General features: G+C 29.2%; 27 protein-coding genes. 1 reads left to right on the top strand and 26 read right to left on the bottom strand.

Going from position 1 to position 24247, the window contains the following annotated elements; genetic code table 11:
• Positions 1–336: 336 nt before the first annotated feature.
• The 5 genes from groL to HRT41_08455 all read right to left on the bottom strand — a co-directional run bounded on the left by groL (position 337) and on the right by HRT41_08455 (position 3918).
• Complete coding sequence (gene groL / locus HRT41_08475) at positions 337–1974, bottom strand: chaperonin GroEL (protein NQY24059.1); 1638 nt, start codon at positions 1972–1974, stop codon at positions 337–339.
• Position 1975: 1 nt separating this feature from the next.
• Positions 1976–2233 (bottom strand): co-chaperone GroES, encoded by a 258-nt coding sequence (groES, locus tag HRT41_08470; protein ID NQY24058.1) that lies wholly within the window; start codon positions 2231–2233, stop codon positions 1976–1978.
• Positions 2234–2342: 109 nt separating this feature from the next.
• Positions 2343–3221: a polyprenyl synthetase family protein gene (locus HRT41_08465; protein NQY24057.1), complete on the bottom strand. Its 879-nt coding sequence runs from the start codon at positions 3219–3221 to the stop codon at positions 2343–2345.
• 3 nt (positions 3222–3224) lie between these two features.
• Positions 3225–3542 carry a YbaB/EbfC family nucleoid-associated protein gene (locus tag HRT41_08460; GenBank protein ID NQY24056.1) on the bottom strand — a complete coding sequence of 106 codons (318 nt, stop codon included), beginning with the start codon at positions 3540–3542 and terminating at the stop codon, positions 3225–3227.
• Positions 3535–3918: an aspartate 1-decarboxylase gene (locus tag HRT41_08455; protein NQY24055.1), complete on the bottom strand. Its 384-nt coding sequence runs from the start codon at positions 3916–3918 to the stop codon at positions 3535–3537. Before HRT41_08455 ends, HRT41_08460 begins: the two co-directional genes overlap by 8 nt.
• A gap of 301 nt (positions 3919–4219) precedes the next feature.
• Between HRT41_08455 and HRT41_08450 the strand changes: the two genes are divergently transcribed.
• On the top strand, positions 4220–4738 hold the full coding sequence (locus HRT41_08450; protein NQY24054.1) for a peptidylprolyl isomerase: 519 nt from the start codon (positions 4220–4222) through the stop codon (positions 4736–4738).
• 32 nt (positions 4739–4770) lie between these two features.
• Here the strand turns inward: HRT41_08450 and HRT41_08445 are convergent, their stop codons facing one another.
• From HRT41_08445 to HRT41_08345, 21 genes are all read right to left on the bottom strand, one after another.
• Complete coding sequence (locus HRT41_08445; protein ID NQY24053.1) at positions 4771–6138, bottom strand: response regulator; 1368 nt, start codon at positions 6136–6138, stop codon at positions 4771–4773.
• Between the two features lie 62 nt (positions 6139–6200).
• On the bottom strand, positions 6201–6677 hold the full coding sequence (locus HRT41_08440; GenBank protein ID NQY24052.1) for a chemotaxis protein CheW: 477 nt from the start codon (positions 6675–6677) through the stop codon (positions 6201–6203).
• Positions 6678–6728: 51 nt separating this feature from the next.
• Positions 6729–7913 carry an exodeoxyribonuclease VII large subunit gene (locus HRT41_08435; protein ID NQY24051.1) on the bottom strand — a complete coding sequence of 395 codons (1185 nt, stop codon included), beginning with the start codon at positions 7911–7913 and terminating at the stop codon, positions 6729–6731.
• A 184-nt stretch (positions 7914–8097) separates the two neighbouring features.
• Positions 8098–8808, bottom strand: coding sequence for a bifunctional demethylmenaquinone methyltransferase/2-methoxy-6-polyprenyl-1,4-benzoquinol methylase UbiE (ubiE, locus tag HRT41_08430; GenBank protein ID NQY24050.1), 711 nt, complete (start codon positions 8806–8808; stop codon positions 8098–8100).
• Positions 8809–8844: 36 nt separating this feature from the next.
• Entirely contained in the window at positions 8845–9093 is a 249-nt protein-coding gene (locus HRT41_08425; GenBank protein ID NQY24049.1) for a hypothetical protein, read from the bottom strand.
• Entirely contained in the window at positions 9090–9881 is a 792-nt protein-coding gene (locus HRT41_08420; protein NQY24048.1) for a hypothetical protein, read from the bottom strand. Before HRT41_08420 ends, HRT41_08425 begins: the two co-directional genes overlap by 4 nt.
• Positions 9882–9893: 12 nt before the next feature.
• The gene (locus HRT41_08415; GenBank protein NQY24047.1) at positions 9894–10556 is read right to left on the bottom strand and encodes a 3-methyladenine DNA glycosylase; all 663 of its coding nucleotides are present in this window, start codon (positions 10554–10556) and stop codon (positions 9894–9896) included.
• The gene (locus HRT41_08410; GenBank protein NQY24046.1) at positions 10522–11334 is read right to left on the bottom strand and encodes a YmdB family metallophosphoesterase; all 813 of its coding nucleotides are present in this window, start codon (positions 11332–11334) and stop codon (positions 10522–10524) included. Before HRT41_08410 ends, HRT41_08415 begins: the two co-directional genes overlap by 35 nt.
• A 56-nt stretch (positions 11335–11390) precedes the next feature.
• A complete protein-coding gene (locus HRT41_08405) occupies positions 11391–12536 on the bottom strand; it encodes an aminoacetone oxidase family FAD-binding enzyme (GenBank protein ID NQY24045.1) in 1146 nt (381 codons plus the stop codon).
• A gap of 9 nt (positions 12537–12545) precedes the next feature.
• Positions 12546–13814: a HAMP domain-containing histidine kinase gene (locus HRT41_08400; protein NQY24044.1), complete on the bottom strand. Its 1269-nt coding sequence runs from the start codon at positions 13812–13814 to the stop codon at positions 12546–12548.
• The gene (locus tag HRT41_08395) at positions 13811–14485 is read right to left on the bottom strand and encodes a response regulator transcription factor (GenBank protein NQY24043.1); all 675 of its coding nucleotides are present in this window, start codon (positions 14483–14485) and stop codon (positions 13811–13813) included. Before HRT41_08395 ends, HRT41_08400 begins: the two co-directional genes overlap by 4 nt.
• On the bottom strand, positions 14463–14927 hold the full coding sequence (locus HRT41_08390; GenBank protein ID NQY24042.1) for a hypothetical protein: 465 nt from the start codon (positions 14925–14927) through the stop codon (positions 14463–14465). The genes HRT41_08395 and HRT41_08390 overlap by 23 nt, the downstream gene beginning before the upstream one ends.
• Positions 14928–15036: 109 nt before the next feature.
• On the bottom strand, positions 15037–17205 hold the full coding sequence (locus HRT41_08385) for a heavy metal translocating P-type ATPase (protein NQY24041.1): 2169 nt from the start codon (positions 17203–17205) through the stop codon (positions 15037–15039).
• A gap of 2 nt (positions 17206–17207) precedes the next feature.
• The gene (locus HRT41_08380; protein NQY24040.1) at positions 17208–17570 is read right to left on the bottom strand and encodes a winged helix-turn-helix transcriptional regulator; all 363 of its coding nucleotides are present in this window, start codon (positions 17568–17570) and stop codon (positions 17208–17210) included.
• A 1-nt stretch (position 17571) separates the two neighbouring features.
• Positions 17572–17775 (bottom strand): heavy-metal-associated domain-containing protein, encoded by a 204-nt coding sequence (locus tag HRT41_08375; protein ID NQY24039.1) that lies wholly within the window; start codon positions 17773–17775, stop codon positions 17572–17574.
• Positions 17776–18193: 418 nt separating this feature from the next.
• Complete coding sequence (locus HRT41_08370; protein NQY24038.1) at positions 18194–19453, bottom strand: PepSY domain-containing protein; 1260 nt, start codon at positions 19451–19453, stop codon at positions 18194–18196.
• Positions 19454–19600: 147 nt separating this feature from the next.
• Positions 19601–20932, bottom strand: a complete 1332-nt coding sequence (locus tag HRT41_08365; protein ID NQY24037.1) for a sodium-dependent transporter — start codon at positions 20930–20932, stop codon at positions 19601–19603.
• 291 nt (positions 20933–21223) lie between these two features.
• The gene (locus tag HRT41_08360) at positions 21224–21565 is read right to left on the bottom strand and encodes a 4a-hydroxytetrahydrobiopterin dehydratase (GenBank protein NQY24036.1); all 342 of its coding nucleotides are present in this window, start codon (positions 21563–21565) and stop codon (positions 21224–21226) included.
• Between the two features lie 9 nt (positions 21566–21574).
• The gene (locus HRT41_08355; GenBank protein NQY24035.1) at positions 21575–22372 is read right to left on the bottom strand and encodes a phenylalanine 4-monooxygenase; all 798 of its coding nucleotides are present in this window, start codon (positions 22370–22372) and stop codon (positions 21575–21577) included.
• A gap of 50 nt (positions 22373–22422) precedes the next feature.
• Positions 22423–23529, bottom strand: a complete 1107-nt coding sequence (locus HRT41_08350) for a histidinol-phosphate transaminase (protein ID NQY24034.1) — start codon at positions 23527–23529, stop codon at positions 22423–22425.
• A gap of 22 nt (positions 23530–23551) precedes the next feature.
• The coding region (locus HRT41_08345; protein NQY24033.1) for a flavin reductase family protein at positions 23552–24247 on the bottom strand (696 nt) is incomplete at its 5' end.

Raw genomic sequence — 24247 nt, 5'->3', positions numbered from 1 at the left:
TTATAACAATAGAATGATGAATTAGTGCTTTTTTGTTTTTAGTAGTTTTGTATTGGAGGTTTTAGGGGTATGAGGGAAGAAAGTATTTTTTTGTTTTGTTTTACTTGAAAGTACATTATATTTTGCATAAAAAAAGGAAAGGTGTTCTACCTTTCCTTTGGGTTCTTAGGTTTGTGAGAAGTTATAAAGAGCCAAAATAAATCCTTATTAGGGATTATATGACAAACAAGTTTTCTCTTTATTATTACTTCTCTGCGAGCACGCTGGTACTTCGTACATCAGCTTTGCTTGCGTAGGGTAAAAACGTGAAGCAGTTCACGTTTTTTTAACCCCTACTTACATTCCCATTCCACCCATTCCGCCCATTCCACCCATATCAGGCATAGCAGGCATTGCTTTATCTTCTTTAATATCAGTAACCGTTGCTTCTGTTGTTAATAATAAAGATGCAACAGAAACAGCATTTTGCATAGCTACTCTCTCAACTTTAGCAGGATCAACAATTCCAGCTTTGAACATATCTACATATTCACCAGTAGCTGCATTAAATCCAAAGTTTTCATCTTTGTGTTTTGCTACTTCATTAGCAACAACACCCGCATCAAAACCAGCATTTAAAGCAATTTGTTTTAAAGGTGCAGAAATAGCTCTTAATACAATATCTGCACCAATTTGCTCATCACCTTCAAGTTTTAAAGTAACTTTTGCAGCAGCTCTGATTAATGCAGCCCCACCACCAATTACAATACCTTCTTCAACAGCAGCTCTTGTTGCACTTAATGCATCATCAACTCTGTCTTTTTTCTCTTTCATTTCAGTTTCACTAGCAGCTCCAACTTTAATAACAGCAACCCCACCTGAAAGTTTTGCTAATCGTTCTTGCAGTTTTTCTTTATCATAATCAGAAGTAGTATTTTCAATTTCAGCTCTGATTTGAGAAATTCTTGATTTAACTTTTTTTGATTCCCCAGCTCCATCAACAATAGTAGTATTGTCTTTATCAATTACGATTCTTGCAGCTGTTCCCAGCGTATCAATAGGTGCAGTTTCTAATTTCATTCCAAGTTCTTCTGAAATTACTGTAGCAGAAGTTAAAATTGCAATATCTTCTAACATTGCTTTTCTTCTATCTCCAAAACCAGGAGCTTTAACAGCAGCAATATTTAATGAACCTCTTAATCTATTTACAACCAATGTTGAAAGTGCTTCCCCTTCTACATCTTCAGAAATAATTAATAATGGTCGCCCACTTTGATTAACTGCTTCTAATAATGGTAACATTTCTTTTAAGTTAGAGATTTTTTTATCGCATAACAAAATAAATGGATTTTCCATCTCAACTGTCATTTTTTCAGTATTTGTTACAAAATAAGGAGATAAAAATCCTCTATCAAATTGCATACCTTCAACAACATCTAATTCATCTGAAATACCCTTAGCTTCTTCAACAGTAATAACACCGTCATTTCCAACTTTATCCATAGCATCAGCAATCATAGCACCAATAGCAGTATCTGAATTGGCAGAAATAGTAGCAACTTGCTCAATTTCTTTTTTATTAGCAACTTTTCTAGAAGCAGCTTTTAAATTACGTAAAATTTCTTCAGTAGCTTTGTCCATTCCTCTTTTTAAAGAAATAGGATTTGCTCCAGCAGTTACATTTCTTAATCCCTCTTTGAATACACTGTACGCTAAGATAGTAGCAGTTGTAGTACCATCACCTGCTTCATCAGCAGTTTTTGATGCAACTTCTTTTACAAGTTGTGCACCCATGTTTTCAAGTGTATCTGCAAGTTCAATTTCACGTGCAACAGAAACACCATCTTTAGTAATAGTAGGAGCTCCAAAAGATTTTTGTAATAATACATTTCTTCCACGTGGACCCATAGTAACTTTTACAGCATCTGCTAATTTCTCAACACCTGCAAATAATTTGTTTCGTGCTTCATCACTAAATAATACTTCTTTTGCCATTTTACATCACTCCCATAATATTTTCAATATCTAATACTAAATAATCAACACCATCAAGTGTAAATTCAGTACCTCTAAATTGTTCAAAAATAATTGTATCATCAATTTTTAAATCTTCAACTTCTTTTCCAATAGCTTTAACAACAGCAGTTTGTGGTTTTTCTTTAGCAGAATCTACTAAAATAATTCCACTTGCAGTTGTACTTTCAGCCTCTGTTCTTAAAACAAGAACTCTTTTTCCTAAGGGTCTAAAATTCATTATATATCTCCTATGAGTTTGGGTAATTTAATAATTAGCACTCTATTTTTTTGAGTGCTAAATTGTATATAATTTTTGGTTTTTTGTCAAGTAGTTTGAGTATAAGTGACTAAGAGTTTTTAGTAAATTTATTATGTCTGTATAAATAAACTTCTAATAAACTTTTAAGCGCATTTTGTAAACTTGGATTTAATGAAAGAAGCGTATCTTCACATTTTTTTGCTAAAGTATTTGCTGCCTTTACAGAGCCCTCTAAACCCAATAAATTTACAAAAGAATTTTTACAAGCATCATTTTGTGTTGTTTTACCAGCTTCTTCACTGCTTTGGGTTTCATCAATAATATCATCTTGAATTTGAAATAATAATCCAATATCCAAACCAAAATTATATAAAGTATCTTGTAACTCTTTAGAATAGTTAGCAATAATTGCACCCATTTTTAAAGATGAAGCAATAAGTTTTGCAGTTTTGTGTTGATGCAAGAACTCTAACTGTTCTAAACTTAATACTTTATTTTCAAAATAACAATCAATGGCTTGTCCAATAATCATTCCATTAATTCCACCATCATTAGCTAAAACAGCTACCAAATCAATTCTAACATCCGCACTCAAAGGTGCATCTGCTATTAATTTAAAAGCTTCTGTATTTAAAGCATCTCCCACTAAAACAGCGGTAACGTCATCATATTTTTTGTGTAAGGTTTTAAAACCTCTTCTTAAATCTGCATTGTCCATTACAGGTAAATCATCATGGATTAAAGAATAGGTATGCAACATTTCAAGCCCAAGTGCCACATTTAAAGAGCTCTTTACTAATAAAGAGTTCTTAGAATGTGCAACACATAAAAGCAACATTGGTCGAAAACGTTTACCACCTGCTAATAACATTTCACCCAAAGCAGTTTCAAAATGAGGATGAAAACTTTTAGAAAGAGGAAGATTGTTTTCTAAATAAGTTTCAAAAGTATTTAATAATTCTTTCACTCTTTATTTTCCCATACTTCCTAAATTACCCATCATACTCATAGCCATATTTTTTTGATTGTTTTGTGCTTGTTTAATCACATCATTCATTGCAGAAATCAACAAAATATTTAAAGAGTCTTTATCTTCTAATAAAGAATCCTCAATTTGCAAATCAATTACTTCTGAATTTCCGTTAATAGAAATACTAATCATTCCAGCCCCTGCTTTTGCTGTGAATATTTGTTTGCTATTCGCATCTTTTGCTTTTTCAGCCATTTCGTTCATTTGGCCCATCATCTCATTAAGATTGATTTTACTTAAGTCTATTCCTTCAAACATCATTTGATCCTATTAGTTCATTTGTAATTAATTCTATATCATTGTTCTCATCAACAATTACCACTGTAGGTTTGTAGTTTTCCAATTCTTCTTGGCTATAAGAGGCATAAGCAATAACAATAATTTTATCACCTATTTCAACTTTTCTAGCAGCAGCTCCGTTTAAACACATATCTTTTGAACCTGCTTTTCCTTTAATAACGTAAGTAGCAAATCGCTCTCCATTATTAACATTAACAATTTCAACTTTTTGCCCTACTCTTAATTTTGAAGCTTTCATCAAATCTTCATCAATTGTAATAGAGCCTATATAATTCAAATTTGCATCACTAACTGTTGCTCTGTGAATTTTACTATAAAGCATCTCAAATGTCATTGCAGTCTTCCTTCTTCTCTCGTTTTCTTATTATTTTTGTATTTTATCTATATTTTGCTTAGATAAAACGAAGTAAGATTTTGTTTTGTATCCATAAAAAAGAAATATTTCATAAAATATTACGCCAAATATTTCACCTCTTACTTTTTATCATCTTTTTTGTTTTTCAAAAATGAATTCGTATTAGCACTATACTAAGCTAAAACTACTAAAGAAAAATTGTTTCTTTTTATAATATGTATTTAATCATGTATTAAAAATATTAATTATATACTCTTAGCTAAAAATATAAAGGTAAATTATGAAAAAAATTTTGTTACTAATATCTACAGCTATGTTACTTTTTGCTACAAATCCAGTGGCAGTTATGGAAACTACTCAAGGAAACATTGAGATTGAACTAAGAGCTGATCTTGCTCCTTTAGCTGTTGAGAATTTCATTACTCACTCTAAAAATGGTTATTATAATGGTATTGTTTTTCACAGAATCATCAAACAGTTCATGATTCAAGGTGGAGATCCAACAGGAACGGGACGTGGTGGAAAATCTATTTGGAATAAAGCTTTTAAAGATGAATTTGCACCTAATGCAGTTTTTGATAAAGCAGGAATCTTAGCAATGGCAAACTCTGGGCCAAATACGAATGGTTCTCAATTTTTTATTACCACTGTTCCTACTTATTGGTTAAATGGTAAACATACTATTTTCGGGTATGTAATTAAAGGAATGGAAAATGTAAGAAAATTAGAGCATGTTCCTACAAATAGAAGTATACCTCTAGAAACACAAAAAATAATCAAAATCACTATTAGAGATTAAACAAGCGAAACGAAAGTTTCGCTTTAAAACGCTTACTTAGAAAATATTTTCTTTAAAAAAGATTCATCTCCTGTTTGAACAACTTTTCGCTCTATTTCTTCTGCACGTCGGGATTCTGTTTTTGCTTTTTGTTTCCAGTATTGTATTTTTTGATTGATAATTTCAATATTCCCCAAACTATCAATTTTTATTTTATAGTCTTCTAGTTCTGTTGTTAAATCATCAATTTCAACTTCATAATTAATTTTTTGTTGATTTAATGCTCTTTTTTTATTGTTTTCCAATTCATCAAGTTTTTCTGCCATTTTTTTAACTTCAATTCTAAAATCTGCATTTTCTTTATTCGTTTTTAGTGTAGAAGTAGATTGAGTTTCTAAAAGTTCAGGATTATTTTTAAAATTCATTAATTCTTTTTTAGTAATCTTTAAATCATTTTTTGCTTTAGCAAAACCATACATGAATTTATCTTTTTCAAGTTTTACAGTGCGAAGATTTTCTTCTAGTTTGTTAATTTGTAGCGTTAAATCATTTACCAAAATATTGGATTCTGCGCTCACTTCTTTAGATTTAATAAAGATATCACCCTTATCTTTCATCAAAGCTATTTGAGTATTTCTCTTTTTACTTAAATCATCTGTGATATCATTTTGAATACAAATGGCTCCTGTTATAACGCCTTCATCGCTAAGTGTACTCATAATAAATGTTTCTGCAATATAAGGCGTATTATTTTCTTTTGTAATATATTTTATACAGCCATTCCACGTTTTATTTTCCAGCATATTGCTGTATATTTCTTTAAAGATAGAAGAAGAAACATCGCTGTGTTTTAAAGACGAAAAGTTTTGTCCTATTAACTCCGTTTGAGTAAAAGACGTTGTACGACAAAATAAATCATTCACATAAGTAATATTTAGCGAAGTATCTGTTTTAATTACAATACTGTTTAAATCAATTGCATTCTTATAATTTATCAGTTCTTTGTTTTGTTTTTTTACCAAAATTTCATTGTGAATTACTTTTCCAAGTGTATTTAAAACGCCCAACAATTTTCTTACATCAATAGGTTTAATAATATAATCATTCACTCTTAATTTTATGGCTTCACTTAAAAATTCTTTATCTGAATACGCAGTAGTAAATAACACAGGGATACTAGAGTTTATTTTTCTGATTTTTTTCACCATATCTATGCCGTTTAAATTAGGCATATTAATATCAGTAATTATTATATCAATAGAGTGTTGATTATTAATAAATTTTTCTAAACCCAAAGCACCATCATTTGCAGTAGAAATATTTTTAAAAAATTTAGCTAACAAAAGACTAAGCTCATTTCTTATTGATGCATCATCCTCTACATATAAAACAGTTAAATTTTTAAGTACATTACTTTCCATTCGTTATTTCCAGATGATATTTTATTTTGTAAATTCTAGCAGATTAAAACAAGAATTTTAATCTAAGATTTTTGCAATTCTTCTTTATGAACAACAGCTTCAATATCCATAATAACTAACATTTCACTATTATTAATACGTACAAAACCTTTTAAATAATTAGCTGGTATTGCTGAACCCATTTTAGAAACAGGTGCGAGGGTACTAGTATCTATTCTTTGTACATCATCAACCTTATCAACAACAATGCCTATCATTCTTTTGTTCTCAGTAATTACTGCAATTACAGCTGTATTTTCGTTGTATTCAACCTCACCTGTGGAAAATTTAATTCTTAAATCTAAAATTGGTACAACTTCACCTCGTAAATTAATTAAGCCTTTAACCCATCCTGTGGTATTTGGTAAAACAGTTATATTTTCTGGATAAGTAAGAATTTCTCTAATCTTTGGCAACTCAATAGCATACTTCATAGATCCTAAAACAAATGTCATATACTCGCTTGTATTTTCCCAGTTTACATGTTCTTCTTTTTCCATATTAAAATCCTATAATTAAATTCAATTATAATTATTTTATCCTTTATTATCTTAAATGTTCTTCATATTTATAATTTTACACAATGCTTGTACCGTTGAAGTCTGTAAATAAAACTCATCATCTGTTTTTAATAATTCCAATGAGCTTATCTTTTCATCTTTTATTACTTGTGCAAAACCTTTTTTAATTTTTTTATTTGGATGATTTAATTCAAAATTACTTAAGGTATTATTCAGTATTAATTCTTTATGAGAAAGAATTTGATTAAACTGGCGGGAGAGGTTTTCTTTCATTAAATTTATTTCATTTTGTACAAAATTAAACTTATTTTCTATTGAGTTCTGTTCATACAGGTGTTTATAACTTTTAATTTGTTCTTCTTTTTTACTAAGTATATGCTCATATTTTGTATTAAGTTCATTGTTTAAACCATCAAGATACATTCTGTGTTCGTTAATATCAGGCAAAGCAATTTCAATAGCGTTTGAAGGAGTAGCAGCTCTTACATCTGCTACAAAATCACTGATTAAATAATCAATCTCATGTCCAACAGCTGAGATTATAGGTGTTTTGGAAGTATATATAGCTTCTGCTACAATTTCTTCATTAAAAGCCCATAAGTCTTCTAAACTCCCTCCACCCCTACCTACAATAATTAAATCACAGTTTAATTTATCTGCAATATTTAAAGAATGCACGATATCCTGCGCCGCTTTATCTCCTTGAACCAAAGTAGCTATTAAAATAAGTTCTACTAAAGGCCAGCGATGCAAAGCAACTTTTTTCATATCTTCAATAGCAGCACCAGTACCAGAGGTAACCAAAGCTATTTTTTTAGGATATTTAACTAAAGGTTTTTTCCTTGTTTCTTCAAAATACCCTTTGTCTTTAAGTTTGTTTTTTAACTGCTCGTAAGCTAACGATAAAGCACCCTGTCCTGCTGGCTCAATTTTATTACACATTAATTGATACGAACCTCTTGGAGTATAAACAGTAATACTTCCAGAAATCAAAATTTTCATTCCCACTTCAAGTTGAAATTTTAAGCTTCTTGCATTTCCTTTAAACATCACACAAGAAATAGATGAAGTTTCATCTTTAATTGAGAAATAGATATGCCCAGAAGCATGGTAGGTTAAATTAGAAATCTCACCTTCAACATAAGCTCCCATAAAAGTAGTTTCCAACAAAGCTTTGATTTGATTGTTTAAAGTAGAGACCGTAAGAGCGTTCATAAATTTCCTTCTGGGTGCTTGTTATTTGTTTTGTATTTATTATTTAAAAAGAAGGTGTAATATTATAGATAGTTTTAGTAAAGTTCAAGGCGAAAAAATATTTTTGAGAAGGAGCGCACACAAAGTGCGTGAGAGAACAAAAATGTTTTTTCAACGCAGAAATTTGCTAAAAATAGCTGTAAGATTACACCTTTCTTGCGATGAAGAGGGTAGATATATTCATGGAAAACCCTTTTACATAAATAGGCTCTAAACCTGCTTCTTTTAACTCTCTTGATAAATTATCTTGTGTTAAAAATTCATCAATTGAATTTGGAAGATAGGTATAAGCTTCTTTATTCTTAGAAATAAGTCCTCCTAAAATGGGAAGAATTTTATTCATATAAAAATCTGTCAAATAATCAAGAGGATTTCTTTTTTCATTTTTTGTAAATTCTAGAATAACCACTAAACCATCTTTTTTAAGTACTCTTGCAAACTCTCTAAACGCTTCTTTTCGTTCTACTACATTTCTAATTCCATAAGAAATGGAGATAATATCTGCACTCTTTGCATCTAAAGGCATAGAAGCAGCACCTGCTTCAATAAACTCAACTTCAGGAAGTTTTTCTTTTGCAACATCCATCATTCCAACACTTGGATCAATTCCTACAATATCATTTAAAGAAATTCCATTTTTCGCTGCTGTTTTTTTCCATTCAACAATCATATCCCCTGTACCACAAGCTACATCAATAATTTTTGGAATATTTTCTTTATCGTAAAAAGAATATGCTAAATTACAAGCTTTATGTCGCCATGTTTTATCAATTCCCATACTTAATACACGATTGGTTATGTCATAAGTTTTTGCAATATCATCAAACATTGATACGATTTTTTCTTGTTTACCCATTTGTCTTCCTTGAATATATATTAATTTTTTAATTTTTTAGAATAAGAATTTTCCAGCTATTAGTCCCAAAATAAAGCCCACATTTAAAACAAGTACTAGTTTTAACGTATTTACTTTTTTTTGCGCTTTTGGCACAGCATCTAATAATTCTTGTTGTTTAACAAGAGAAAGATTTAGATTGTTTGTAGATTTATGGACATAGGTTAATGTCTTTTTTAATGAAATTTCTGATAATTCTAAATGCTCGACAATTTCTTTTGCCTGCTTAAAACTCATTTCACTCATTTTTTAATATCAACCCATCTGTCTAGTTCACAAAAAATTGGATTAAGTACATTTAATACGTAATCTTTTGATTCTGTTTGAATACGTCTAAAAAACAAATACTTTCTAGCCATATCTATATCACCTAACTCTTTTGCTTCCACCGCTTTTTTTGCAAAATCAGTGTTATTATATGCCATTTCCCAAACAGTTGAACCTAAATATCTGCTCATGGTAATTACTTTATCATTTTTTACTGCAAAATAATTAGGGTTTTTTACATAATCACAAATAACAGATTTTGAATCTAAATATTTATGTCCAAAAAAGTTTATAAATTGTTCTTCTATATAATCAGCTTCCATCGAGATTGCTCTGTTTAAAGCAAAAATAATGTTGTCTTCTGAATTGTCTTCAATTTTTCTAATCTTTTTCATAGTAGCTATGGCATTTTTACCATCAAGTTCTCCATCCCCTAAAGGAATAATCCACTTAATATTACCAAAAGAACCTACTTTTTTTATTTCTTCAAGTACCAAAGAAGATGTTTTATTTCCACCAACATCTACTATTACGTGATGATTATCATCCATTAAAATAAGTTCATCAAGTTCTGTAATGCGGTTCGTTCCCAGCATTCTTTTATTTACAATATTCGTTCTTGTAAAAGAATTAGAATCATTGTTTTCATCATCGATTTCTATATAGGTAATTTTTTTGCCATGTTTTTTATATAAATAAGGAGCTACTATTTGCATAGCTACTGTAGATTTTCCAACGCCACCTTTAGTTTGAGGAATTATTATCAAAGAAATACCTTTTTACTTATTTTTTTTCATATACTCAACAATTTTTCCATGAAATCTACAATACACCGTATTTAAATCAATTTCATAGGGGTAAATTTTGGATATTTTATCAAAATTTTCATTAATTCCATATTCTAACCAATATTTCAAATCCTCATAACAATCAAAATCATAATCAAATTTTTTCAATAATCTATTGGCATAAGCATCTACTACCATTTCATCTCTGTGCAAACAATAACACATTACTGCATCAGCTGTTTCAGGTCCTATTCCTTTTTGTTCTAATAACCAAGACCTAGTGGCTTGTTTTTGGAAGTTTTCAAAGCTTCCAAAAGTTTCAATAATATTTAAACACAATTTTTTTATACGTATGGATTTTTGATTTTTAAAACCACTGGGAGTAATAGCAATAATAAGTGTTTCTAGGTCTGCATTAGCGAGGCTTTCCAAATTATCATAATGCAAGCTTGAGAGGTTTTTAAGAGATTTTTCTGCGTTTTCCCATTTAGTATTTTGGGTTAAAATAGCACCGATTAACACTTCAAAATCATTTTTAGAAGGCCACCAATATAAAGAGGCACCTTCTAAAAGATTTTGTTTTTTTAAAAATAAAAAAAGCTCATAAGAGTTTTCTATTTTATTCAAGCATGGCTTTAGTGATGATTGTTTCATTTTTATTGCCTAAGTATTTAATTTTAAACGCATCAATGCTTTTTCCATTTTCATAATCCATTACTAACATTTGTAAAATAGGTTTACAAGAAGTAGGAACTTGAAAATGCCCACCTAATCCTGTAGTTGCTTTTTGAATAGGAACTTTTTTATCCATACCAATAACATTGTCTCTGCATCCCGTTAAACCAATATCACTTAAATACGTAGTACCACGTACAATTTGTAAATCATCCGTACTTACGTGGGTATGTGTTCCACAAATGCCAGAAACTCTGCCTTCAAACATCATCATCATTACACGTTTTTCACTCGTAGCTTCAGCATGAAAATCAATAAAAATATTTTTAACCCCTTGATTTTCTAAATCTTCAACTAATCTTGTAGCCCAGTTAAATGGATTTTCGCATGTAGGCATAGAAAATTGTCCCATTAAATTAATAACAGCCAATTTTTCACCCTTCACTTCAAAAATTTTAATTCCACTTCCAACTAAACCAGCGGGATAATTATCAGGTCTTAATACATTGTAACTTTCTAAAAGAGCAAACATATCTTGTTTTTTATCAAAAGAATGATTTCCACCCGTAATTAAATCAATTCCCACTTTAAAAAGTTCATTGGCATTTTTAACCGTTAATCCAAAACCATGAGAGGCATTTTCACCATTTGCAATTACAAAATCAATATTATGTTCTTCAATTATTTTTTTCAAATTTGCTTCAATAATTCTTCGGCCTGGACGCCCTACTATATCTCCAATAAATGCAACTCTCAATGTCTGTCCTAAGTATTCATAATTATGAATTATTTTTTGCCATTATATCAAGGCTCTTATATATTAGAGTTTAAAGCTTTAGCGCATACGTATGCACTTGACCAAGCAAACTGAAAATTAAAACCGCCAAGCTCCCCTGTTACATCTAAACACTCTCCAATAAAATACAAATCTTTTTGTATTTTACTCTCCATGGTTTTATCATCTACTTGTGACGTTAAAATCCCACCTTTAGTTACTTCTGCTTTCGTATAACCAAAATTTCCAGCAGGTGCGAATTCATAATTTTTTAGTTTATACAATTTTTCTTTTTCTTCTTTGTTTAAAGAGGAAATAGCTTTATCTTCTAAATCAATTGAAGCTAAAAAAGCCAAAACAAAACGTTTGACCAAAGGAAGAGCCGAAGAAATCTTTTTATTGGATTTAAAAAAAGATTTTAAATCCTGATTGGGCAAAAAGTCCAAAGACATAAGCCCTTTATTCCAATACAAAGAAGAATTTAAAATAATAGGCCCGGTAATTCCTTTGTGAGCAAAAAGAATATTTCCATTAAAGGTTTTGTGTCCTACTTTTGCTTGGCAATATAAAGACACGCCGGATAATTCTTTAAACCAAAACTGGTCTTTTTGTACAGTAAATCCAGCAAGCGCGGGATCTAATCGCGAGACTTCATGTTGGTATGATTTAGCTATATCATACGCAATAGAACTGGCCCCTAAAGATTTAAAAGATATTCCCCCACTGGCAATAATGACTTTTTTGGCATAAATACTTTTGGCTGATGTTTTAATTTCATAATGATCTTTGTATAAAAGTTCAGTAACTGTTGTATTTAAATGCCATATTACATGAGAATTTAGTTTAGAAAACATATCATTTACATCTTTTGAGCTTCTACAAAAGTATGTACCTTTTACAATTTTTTCATTAAAAATTGTTTCTAAAGCATTCTTTTTACAAAAATCTAACATTTTTCCAGAAGAATACGCATTAAGAATATTTTGAACAAAGTTTTTTTCACCCAAATAATTATCACTTGTTACTACTTCATTCGTGATATTACACTTAGCTCCACCACTTACTCTAATTTTTGCGCCAATTTTGGCATTAGAATCTATAATACATATTTTTTGATTTTTCTTTAATAATGAGCCTAGCATCAAACCACTAGCACCTGCTCCAATAATTGCAATGTCGTATATATCGTGTCCTTAGGATTTAGCTTTTATAATAAATATATTTTCTTCATTTTCATAAATATATTTTAATTCATATTCATTGGCTTTTAAAATCGCATTTACAATATATAAACCCAAGCCAAAACCTTCTTTACTTTTATCTTCATTCATGAAAAAAGGTTCAAAATAATCTTCTAAAGGGTGCAAAAGTTTTTTTCCATCATTAATAAATAAAATCTCATTTTCGTCATTACTCTCAATGCGTACCGTTGAAGAATTTGAATATTTAATCGCATTGTCCAATAAATTTTTAACAGCAACTGAGAAAAGTTTGAAGTTTATATTGAGTTTTTTATTAGAGTATTTATTAATAATTACATCGTCATCCAATAAAAGCATATCAGAAGCATTGTCAATAACATCGGCTAAAAAATAGTCATTTTTTTCAATATTACTGGTAGAAGAAATAAGTTCCTCAATAGAAGAAAATTCATTAATAAGGGATTCTAAACGATTAAAAACATTCTTCAATTTTTCATCATTTTTTTCACTATTATCAAGTTCACTTAAAAACTTTCCTTTTGTAATAGGTGTTTTTAATTCATGCATAATATTTCTAATGAAAATATTTCTTGCCTCTTTTATTTGTTTTAATTTATCGGCCGCATTTTTAAATTCTTTGGCTAAAACAGATACCTCATCGAGTTTATTAGTATCACAACATTTAAAATCAAAATGTTCATCTCCCAGCATTTTTACTTTATCTTTTAATATTTTTAAAGGATAGAGTTTTCGTAAGGTTGTGATAAAAGAAACAATCAAGGTAATAAAAATAACAGCAAAAACCAAGATTAAATAAATTCTTGTATTCTCAAAAACATCATTATTGTCTTTTAATAAAAAAGTTCTTTTTCTATCTTTTATATATAAGTATAAAGAATTATTCAAGGAAATAACACGAACTACTCCATGTTTAATACTCTTTTTTACCAAAACTTTTGTCATTGGATTATACGTGATTGCATTTTGAGCACCTGGTTTAGAAATAATCTCTAAATTCATTGCTTCTATGTTTTCTTTAAAATTCGCATGTTTTTTATTAGAAAATGAAGATGCATAACGTTTATTATTTTTCATTTGGCTTGTTAACACCATTTGAGCTATTGGAAAATATCGTTTCTTTAATTCGCGGTTTTCATTTTTATAATCATTAATTAAAAGAACTACAAAAGAGCTCGTAACAAGTATTAGTGAAATAATAAAGGATATTGTTATTGTAAAAAATATTGATTGTCTGTTCATTGTGTGAATTTATACCCCATTCCTCGGATTGTATGAAGATATTTTGGATCTTTAGTATTCTCTTCAATTTTATGTCTTATTCTGTTTATTATAACAGATAATGAGCCAACATTGTCATAATCAGAATTTAATAAATTTGAATGTTCAAATATGTCTTCTCTTGAGATAATAAAATCCACTCGTTTCAAAAACAAAGACAGTACTTCATATTCAGCAGCTGTTAATTTAAGTACAAGATTGTTTTTTTTGATTGTTTTTTTCTCTTCATCTAGAACAAAGATTTTTTTCTCTTCTTTTATTTTAATACTTTTATTAAAACGCCTAAGAATGGTTTTAATTCGTATTTCTAACTCTCTTGGATCATAAGGTTTAGGCAAATAATCATCAGCCCCTAATTGTAAAGCAGAAACTTTATCACTGATATCACTTCTCGCACTTGAAATAATAATAGGAATATCATGATTTTCTAAAATAGCTTTACATACATCCAAACCATCCATTCCGGGAAGAGTCAAATCCAAAATCACCAAATCATATTTATTTATTTTTAAAGCACTAAGTCCTAAAAAAGGATCTTCAAAATTTGTTACTTCTATATTAAATTTTAAAAGATATTGAGTTAACATTTCTGCTAACTCACTATCGTCTTCAACCATTAATATCTTTGTCATTATTAAACCTTTTGTTATGTCGTGATAACATTCTTTCTTTTTTATCATCCAATCGTTTTTTTAGTTCTTCTTTTTGTTTTGTATTTAATACTGCATATACTTTTTCAATTAAATTGGCTTTTGATTCTAACATCTTTTCTTTTTTGTTTTTTACAAGAGAGATATACTTACTTTTATCAAAAGAAGTAGATGTAAAAGCATCACTGGTAAATGATGTTCGTTTATGTTCACCCATAATCTTTTTAATCTCAGTTTTTTGTTGTTCACTTAAATATACTTTTTTTAGGCTTGAAAAGAAGGGCATCTTTTTCCCTTGTTTCATCATATGGTATTTTTTAAAATTTCCCTTATGATTGTCATCTTTTTTATGCATTGATCCTGCAAATACACCTGAAGCTAAAACAGCAGAAATAAGCATTCCTGTAATAATTCTTTTTTTCATATTTTGTCCTTAAATTAAAACACCCTAAGATGTTTTTGATTTAAAATTATTACATGCTTCTTTTAATACTATATGAACTTTATCTTAACCATGTCTTAACAAGACTTTTTTATGAAAGTTTTAATCGTAAAGAATTTAAAACAACTATTACAGAAGAAAAACTCATAGCCATACCTGCATACATAGGACTTAATAAAATTCCAAAAAACGGATATAAAACACCAGCGGCTAAAGGAATACCTAAAGCATTGTAAAAAAAGGCCCAAAAAAGATTTTGTTTTATAATTCTCATGGTTTTAAAAGACAAATCAATGCTTTTTTCTACCATTTTTATATCATTGTTCATTAAAATTATATCACCTGCATCTTTAGTAATATCAGAACCAGAATTTAAAGTTACTCCAATATCAGCTTGTTTAATAGAAATAGAGTCATTTAATCCATCTCCTATAAACATCACTTTTGATTTCTTTTGCAGTTTTTTAATGATTTCATATTTTTCATTGGGTAATACTTGTGCATATACTTCTTCTATTCCTAAAATACCTGCTACACTTTTAGCCGTTATTTCATTATCCCCTGTTAATAGTACGGGTTTAATATTTCTTTTCTTTAAAGTAGTTATTAACTCTATTGCACCCTCTTTTAATTTATCTTCTAAGCTTATAACCCCTATACATATTTTATCAACACTTAAAAGAATAACTCCATTTCCTTTTGTCAAGGTTTCATTATAAAAGTCTTCTTTCTCTTTGGGAATCATTACATCATGTTTTTTCATTAAAGGCATATTTCCAATAAAGATTTCTTTTCCTTCTATATTAGCACCCATTCCCATACCAGCAATTGTTTTTAAGTTTTCAACAACTTTATTCATTTCTACATTATTGTTTTTTGCATATTTAACAATGGCTTTAGAAATAGGATGCTCACTTAAAAGCTCAATACTTGCAATATCTTCTATATGACCCTTATCAATTAGAATCTCTTTTATACTTATCTCACCTTTGGTTAACGTACCTGTTTTATCAAATACCGCATAATGTATGTCTTTTATTATTTCTAAGACCTCAGGGTTTTTAATTAAGATTCCTTCTTTAGCCCCTTTTGCAACAGAGCTTACTATTGCAATTGGAGTAGCAAGACCAAGAGCACAAGGACAAGAAATAATAAGTACAGAAATACTAGCAAGTATTGCACTCAAAGTATCGCCTACAAAAAAGTACCACAAAATAAAAGTGGCAAGAGCTATTAGAATAACAATAGGCACAAATACATTAGCTACTTTATCAGCAAACCTAGCAATAGGCATTTGTTTGCTTTGTGCTTTGGCTAATAATTCAATAATTTTTGAAAGTTGGGTATCTGTGGAGCGTTTTAAAACCTCTACTTTTAATGTCCCTTGTATATTAATAGTTCCTGCAATAATTTCATCGCCTTCTTCTTTATATACAGCTAAAGACTCCCCTGTAATCATAGAAGCATCAATTTGCGCATTTCCTTCAATAATAAGAGCATCTGTAGATATTTTTTCGCCTTGTTTAATTAAAACCCTGTCTTTTATTTGTAAGTCTTTTGCAGCTATTTCTTTAATACTTCCATCTTCTTGTATTAAGTTAGCATTTACAGGACTTAAATCCATAAGGTTTTTTAAAAAATCACTGGCACGTGCACGTGAACGCTCTTCTAATAAACGTCCCAATAATACAAAAGTTATAATAACACTGGCCCCATCAAAATAAACAAAACGCATATTTTCTGGAATCAGCTCTGAAAATAAAACCACAAAAGCAGAATAAAAATACGCAGCAGAAGTTCCCAATGCCACAAGTACATTCATATCATAGTTCTTATGACTTAATGCCTGATAAGAAAGTACATAAAAACGCCCACCTGCAATAAACTGCACAAAAGTAGCTAAAACAAAAACGATTGTTTGAGTATTATCTCCTAAAGGTCTAAACATTAAATAAAACATAGCGGCTGTTAAAATAAAAGAGAAAATAAACATATTTCGTAAGTTTACATAGGCTTTTTCTTTATTCTCTTCCAGCGCATGTAAATTTTCAACTACATCATAACCAAGAGATTTTATCTTTTGTATGAGTTTGGATTTATCTAAAAATTCAGTATCAACTACAAATTCGCCAGAATTATTCGCAAAACTGACTTCTGAGCTAATAAGACCTTTCATTTTAGAAGTTACTTTTTTAATTCCATTACTGCAATTAACACAAGTCATACCCGATATATTTAATTTAATGTTTTCATTCTTCATTTTTATCCTTTGTCAGCGCTACTTTTTAAAACAGTCTCTAATAAACTTTTGATGTCGTTATTGCATATGCTATAAAAAGACATTTTTTTATGTTTTCTAAAAGTGACAATGTTTTTTTCTCTTAAAATCTTAAGTTGATGTGAGACATGTGACTGAGGTAAATCAAGCACTCTTACCATTTCACCTACACAGATCTCATAATTAAGCAAAGCATAGAGTATTTTTACTCTTACAGGATCACTTAATGCTTTAAACACACAGGTAATAGAAGGAAGTTCTTCTTCTTTTGGTAAAGAGTTTTGAATTTCTTCTAAATAAGATTCATCTTCACAACAAGAGCGAAGAAGTTTTGTATCTTCACCCATCTTAGTTTTCTATAATCTTAAAACCAATATCGGCCATTTCACTTTTAAATTCTTCTTCTTTTGAAGCTTCAATGTCAAGACTCACTTCTTTAGGATTAGTCTCCAAATTAACACTAATTTCTCCAAAATCATCTTGCAATGAACCTTTAATTAAATTTGCACAATTCTGACAAGAAATGTTCTCCGCTTTAAATGTTTTTTTCATAATATTCCTTCATATGGTATTTTTTACATATGAAGATATTAACATATGTTTATTCTTTTGTCAAGTTTTTCAAATTTTGAAATTATTTTAATATTTTTAATTTAAATATATCATTGATTATTATTCACTTATAAATTTTGAGAGCCTTAATTCTATGGATATCAAATTATAAAAGATATCTTATTTATATGTCCGTTTTTTGCAAATATTTCGTCTTATTTAATAGAGCTAAGGATTTTTTACCAAAAGGTCAGATAATGAAAGACATCATCATCTCTTTTTTTTCATTTTTATTATTTGTATTTGTCATCTTATTATTGTTTGTACTTGTGATAAAAGATGACATAGTATATTTAGAGAAAAACAGATTTTTTATTGATTTATAAAATAGAATATAAAATAAATCATTTAAAATGATTTACTTTTTTCTTTCAAATAAATATTTTTTTATAAACTCAAAAATTACAATTAACAAAACACTCGCACCAAATAATGGAAAAAATACACATAAGAATAGAAGAATTACGATAATTCCCTTGCCTACTTTAAATTGTATAGGCACAGCAGGAATAGAAAAGTCATTTTTTGTTTTTCGTAAATAATACGAAACAATTCCAGCAATACCAGATAAAAAGAATAATAAAGAAACAACTAACATTAAAATCCAGTTCCAAAGTCCGAATAAACCTTGATGAAAACGCATTAACCATTGTCTGCTCTGCATCATAGAACCTACATCATTCCAGGTAAAAGATTTGATAAGTTTTTGTGAGTATTGATCATAATGAAATACTTTTTGCTCATATAAATCTTGCGCTTTATTTTTAATCGTATACACGCTTTTTTTATTAGGAGGAATACTTAAAGATACACTTCCTTTTAAGTCTAATTTATTAGCTGTTATAACCATCTCATCCAAACTTATTTTTTGTGTATTTTCTTTCAGTGAATAAAGTTTTTTACCAGAATAATCTTTGGGATAACCAGAATTTGTTAGTTTTTGTACTGTTTTAAAACCTTCTCCCCAAACGCTGGTCCAAGGAAGCCCACCCGCAAGTGTTAAAAGCATAAAAATACTCATCCAAAAAGCACTTACTGCATGAAGGTCCCTATAAAAAATTCTTTTACCAGCATCTCTTCGTATTAAAAACAAACCTTTTAATTTCCAGCCTTTTTGTGGCCACCATATATATAAACCCGTTAATATTAAAATCACCATCCAAGAAGCAGTGAGTTCAACTGCTTTTTCTCCATAATAACCAAGAAGAAGATTTCCATGCAATTTTTTAATTTTATGCATCAAAGTATCTTTTATTTTTATACTTCCTTGGATTTCACCTGTATATTGATTAATATATACAGTCGTTTTTTTGCTCCATTTTCCTATTTCAAAAGCAGTCGCTTTATTTTTATCTTTTGAAACTATTAAAAAAGAGACTTTTATCCCTGTATGTTTTTCAACTATTTCGCGTTGTTTTTCATACGATAAAACAATAGCTGAGGGCTGTACTTTTTGCATACTAGCAAAACTATAATCTTCGTATATTTTTTTAAATAAATAAAGTGTACCTGTTATTATTAAAAATAAAATAACAGGCATTAATATAATACCTGCTATAAAGTGCCACTTCCACATCCATTTATGTAAGTGTTTTGTATAATTATTTTTACTTTGCATTTTTTCTCCATATTTTTGAAGAATGATAGTAAAGGCCTGTTAATTTATTGTTAATTAGGAATAAAAATACTTAAGAAATAAAAATTAGGCATAAAAAAAGGAGCACCGTAAGCGCTCCTTTTTTAGTCAAACTATTCTGTTTTAAACTTAAATTATTCCCAGTTTATTAGCGAATAAAAACAGTACTGCAAGTGGTATAATATATTTAACTAAAGTATACCAAATCTTAAATACTACTATAGAAGTATGTTTAACAAACTTTTCTTCTAAGATATTTTTATCCACAAAGAAACCAATAAAGATACACGTTACAATTGCACCTAAAGGCATCAAGATAGAAGAAGAAATGAAATCCATCCAATCAAAAGCATTCTTTCCAAAGAAAGTCAAGCTTTCTCCCCAAGCATCTGACATAGATAATAAAGCAATAATTCCAAGAGAATAAAAAATACTTCCACATAAAATAGTAGCTTTTTTTCGTGTCATATTAAAGCGTTCTGTAAAGAATAGTAGTGCAGGTTCTATCATAGAAACAGCAGAGGTAATTCCTGCAAAAACCAAAGCAATAAAAAATGAAATCGCAATAACTTGTCCTAACATTCCCCAACCAGAGAAAATAACAGGTAAAGAAATAAATACTAAACCAGGACCAGCAGCACTAGGAGCTCCTGCTTCAAACAAAAATGTAAAAATTATAAGCCCTGAAACAATAGCAACCATAGTATCAATAAAAGCAACGGTAAATGATGTTTTTACAAAGTTTGCATCTTTAGGAAGTGATGCAGAATAGGTTAACATAGTACCCGTTGCTAAAGATAAAGTAAAAAATGCTTGGCCAAGAGCTGCTAAGAGTGCATGTTCATCAATCTTGCTCCAATCTGCAACAAACATAAAAGAAACTGCTTTTGAAAAAGAGTCCAAAGAAATAGCATAAAGTAATAATCCAAATAAAATTACCGCTAATAAGGGCATCAAAATTAAATTTACTTTTTCTATTCCCTCTTTAATTCCTCTTAATACAATAAAAATAACTGTTCCTGCAATTAATGTATGATAAAAAATTTGAGTTCCAACATCTTTTGTTAAAGCACCAAAAGTAGCCCCCGCAGCACCTGATTCAGTAGGCAAAGAAGAAAAAGATGTTACCACATAATTTAATATCCATCCCAAAACAACAGAATAAAAAGACAGAATCAACATACCAGCAAGTATCATAAAACCAGCATACTTCCAATTTGGATTGTTTGATTTCGACATTTTGACAAACGCTGTAGAAACGTCAGCTTCTGTATGTTGTCCCATTAGTGATTCAGCAATAAATACACCCAAACCAATAAAAACAATTGCTAATAAATAAACAATAACAAATGCTCCTCCTCCAAATTCACCTGTCACATAAGGGAATTTCCATATATTTCCTAATCCTACAGCTGAGCCAGCAGCTGCAAGAATAAATCCAATTCTAGTAAACTTATTCAATTCTTCACTCCTTAATTTTAATTATTTAATTATAAATTCTTTAAATGACATTTTAATGACATTCAAAGAATAAATTATTTAAATTATAATATATACTTATATAACAATATCTACTAATAAAATATAATATAATATATATTATTTATTTTAATATATAAATTAGTATTAATAACTTAATAATATAATATTGAGTTATTTTTTGGCATTATTTTATTCTCTTATTTCTAAGAAAAAAACCATGTTTTAAGCTAAAACGCTCTTATACTTAAATAAAGCGTTTTGTTATAATATTTATTGTGTTAGTAAGTCTTCTGTTTTAGCGGCACATATAAAATCATTTTTATGCAAGCCTTTTATAGCATGAGTCCAATAAGTAACCGTTACTTTTCCCCATTCTGTTAAAATACCAGGATGATGGAACTCTTTTTCAGCTAATACCCCTACTTTATTTGTAAAAGCAAGTGCTTCTTTAAAGTTTTTAAAGCTATATACTCGTTGTAATTGCATAACATTATCAACAACAATAGGAGTCCAAGCAGGAATCATTTTCATTAAACTTTTCAATTCTTCATCACTTACTTTAGGTGCGTCGGCATTACAAGCCTCACATTTTTGTATACTTAATTCAGACATTTTTTTCCTTTAACTAGCTATTTTATTTTTGGGAGCAAAAGTGGCTTTATACAAACCAAGTTTTTTTGCTTTTTCTACCAAAGACATTAAATCCATATTTGAAATATCAAACAAATCATCAATACTATTTATAGCATGATAAACAGGTTGAATAATATCAATTCTATACGGCGTTCTAAAAACATCTAAAACGTTTAGATCGTAAATCTTAGATTCTTTATTATAAATATGTAAGGTTTCTTTAGGACTTGATAAAATTCCTCCACCATATATCTTTATTTCATCGTTTTTTTTCATCAAACCAAACTCAATAGTAAACCAATACAATCTTGCTAAATAAACTCGGTCTTCTTTTGATGCAGCAAGTCCTAAAACTCCAAATTTATGGGTATAATCTGCAAATGCTTTATTTGTAAGCATGCCACAGTGTCCAAAAATTTCATGAAAGATATCGGGTTCTGTTAAATAATCGAAATCTTCTTTTGTACGAATAAAAGTAGCCACTGGAAACTTCTTATTTGCCAAAAGATCAAAAAATTTATCAAAACTAATAAGTGCAGGTACTGCTTCACAAAGCCAACCCGTATTTTCATACATCACAGCGCTTACATCTTTTAACTGAGGTATTTTATCCATAGGCAAATTTAACTTATCTAAGCCTTCAATGAATTCATCACATGCTTTACCCTTAATACATTTCATTTGTCTTTTTATTAATAAAGACCAGGTTTCATTTTCTTCTTTACTCCACTCTATATAACCATTTTCATCCATTAATTTGGATGTATATTTACTATTCCCTTTCATAACATTCCTTTAATATTGTAGGGTCTTTTTAGCCAAAAAAGACCTAGTATTTATTTACACGATGGTAAAATCTCATCTAAGACTTCAAATACTCTTGTATTTTGTTCTTTTCTTCCTATTGTTATTCTTATTGCATTTAAAGAATAAGGAGATAAGTCTCTAATAATTATTCCTTTTTTCAATAAAGCATCTGCTACTTTTGAAGCCACATATAAAGCATCAAATTTTAAGGTAATAAAATTAGTATAAGACTCAATAAAAGAAAAACCTTTCTCTTTCGCATAATCTTCATATCGTTTCATTTCTTCAAAGTTTTTAACAATACAAGCACTTACAAATTCTTCATCTTTTAAAGCTTCAATTGCTCCTGCTAAAGATAAATTTGTAATATTAAAAGGCGGTCTTAATTTATGTAAATAAGATATAATTTCTTTACTTGCAATTCCATAACCAACTCTTAATCCACCCAAAGAATAAGCTTTAGAAAATGTTCCTAAATAAATACAGTTAGAATAGGTAGATATTAAATCATGAGGATTAATTTTTTTATTCTTGTCCTTATAAGATGCATATTCTTGATAAGCACCATCAACAATTACCAAAGTATTGGAATCTATTTCATTTAAAAAATTATACACATCTTTTTTATCCAAACACTCACCTAAAGGATTATTAGGTAAACATAAAAAGATAATATCTGCCCCTTCTTTTTTATACACCTCTAAAAATTGTGCCAAATTATGCTCATCGTCTTTTGTTTTAAGAATTTTACACCCTACTTGTTTTCCATATATTTCATACAAAGCAAAAGTTGTTTTACTCATTAACATTTTTGAGTTTTCATTACATTTTGCTTTTACGCAAAAGTTTAATAACTGATCACTTCCTGAACCTATGATAATATTATCTTTTTCTACTTCATACTTAGAAGCTAAGGCTTCTTTTAACTCATACATCGAATCATCAGGATACATAAATACACTAGAACTTAATTCTTGTAGTTTTTTAACAACCTTTGGAGAGGTTCCATAAGGATTTTCATTGCTTGCTAATTTAATAACATCTTTTGCATTTATTCCATATTCTCTTACTAATAATTCAATGGGTTTACCAGCTTCATATGTTTTACAATTATCTAATACACTATTAAAATTCACTGTTTTTCCTTTGTTTAAATTTTTATAATAAAACCAGCCAAGCTTTCATTATTTCATCTTTTTCTAAATAGGCTTTTGCTAATTCATGGCTATTTATATCACTTTTAATATTATTTTTAAAGTCTTTTATTTCTTCTTCTTTTGGTAAAACTTCTACACTTGCTAGTTTTCCTAAATCATTTCCACTTAAAATTTCACTGTTTAATATTTCTTTTGGAAGATTCTCAAAACCAATACCTAAAGCTGCAAAGGGTTTTGCTATTTCAAAGTATCCTGTTTGTGCACGTGAGTAAAAATTACCCCCAGCACGTGCTACTAAATCTATTTTATAAGGGTCAATTCTGTTTTTAGGCGTTAATATATTTTTATTAAAGTGCATTTTTACTATTTCACAAATAATAAGATTACCAGCCCCTCCATTAGGAGCAATATGAATAATATCTTTTACTATACATTCAAACTGAACAGGTGCTTCTTTTACTCTAAAGGGTTTTATTTTTTCTGATTCAAGCATAGTAAAACCTGCTTTTTCAAACTCATTTACGCCCCTTGGGTAATCCGCACTGCTTAAAGACATTTGTTGCACCATCTCATAATTAACTATATTAATTACAACTTCTTTTGTTTCTTCTATATTAAGCAAAGTATCTTTTTTAGAAGCATCTTTTCCTCTGTTTACAGGAGAAAAGATTAACATAGGAGGATTGGCAGAAATGAC

It is taken from the genome of Campylobacteraceae bacterium (genome assembly GCA_013215945.1).
Lineage (GTDB): Bacteria > Campylobacterota > Campylobacteria > Campylobacterales > Arcobacteraceae > NORP36.
The sequence above is the reverse complement of the archived record's forward strand: the minus strand, read 5'-3'. Positions and strand labels throughout refer to the sequence as shown.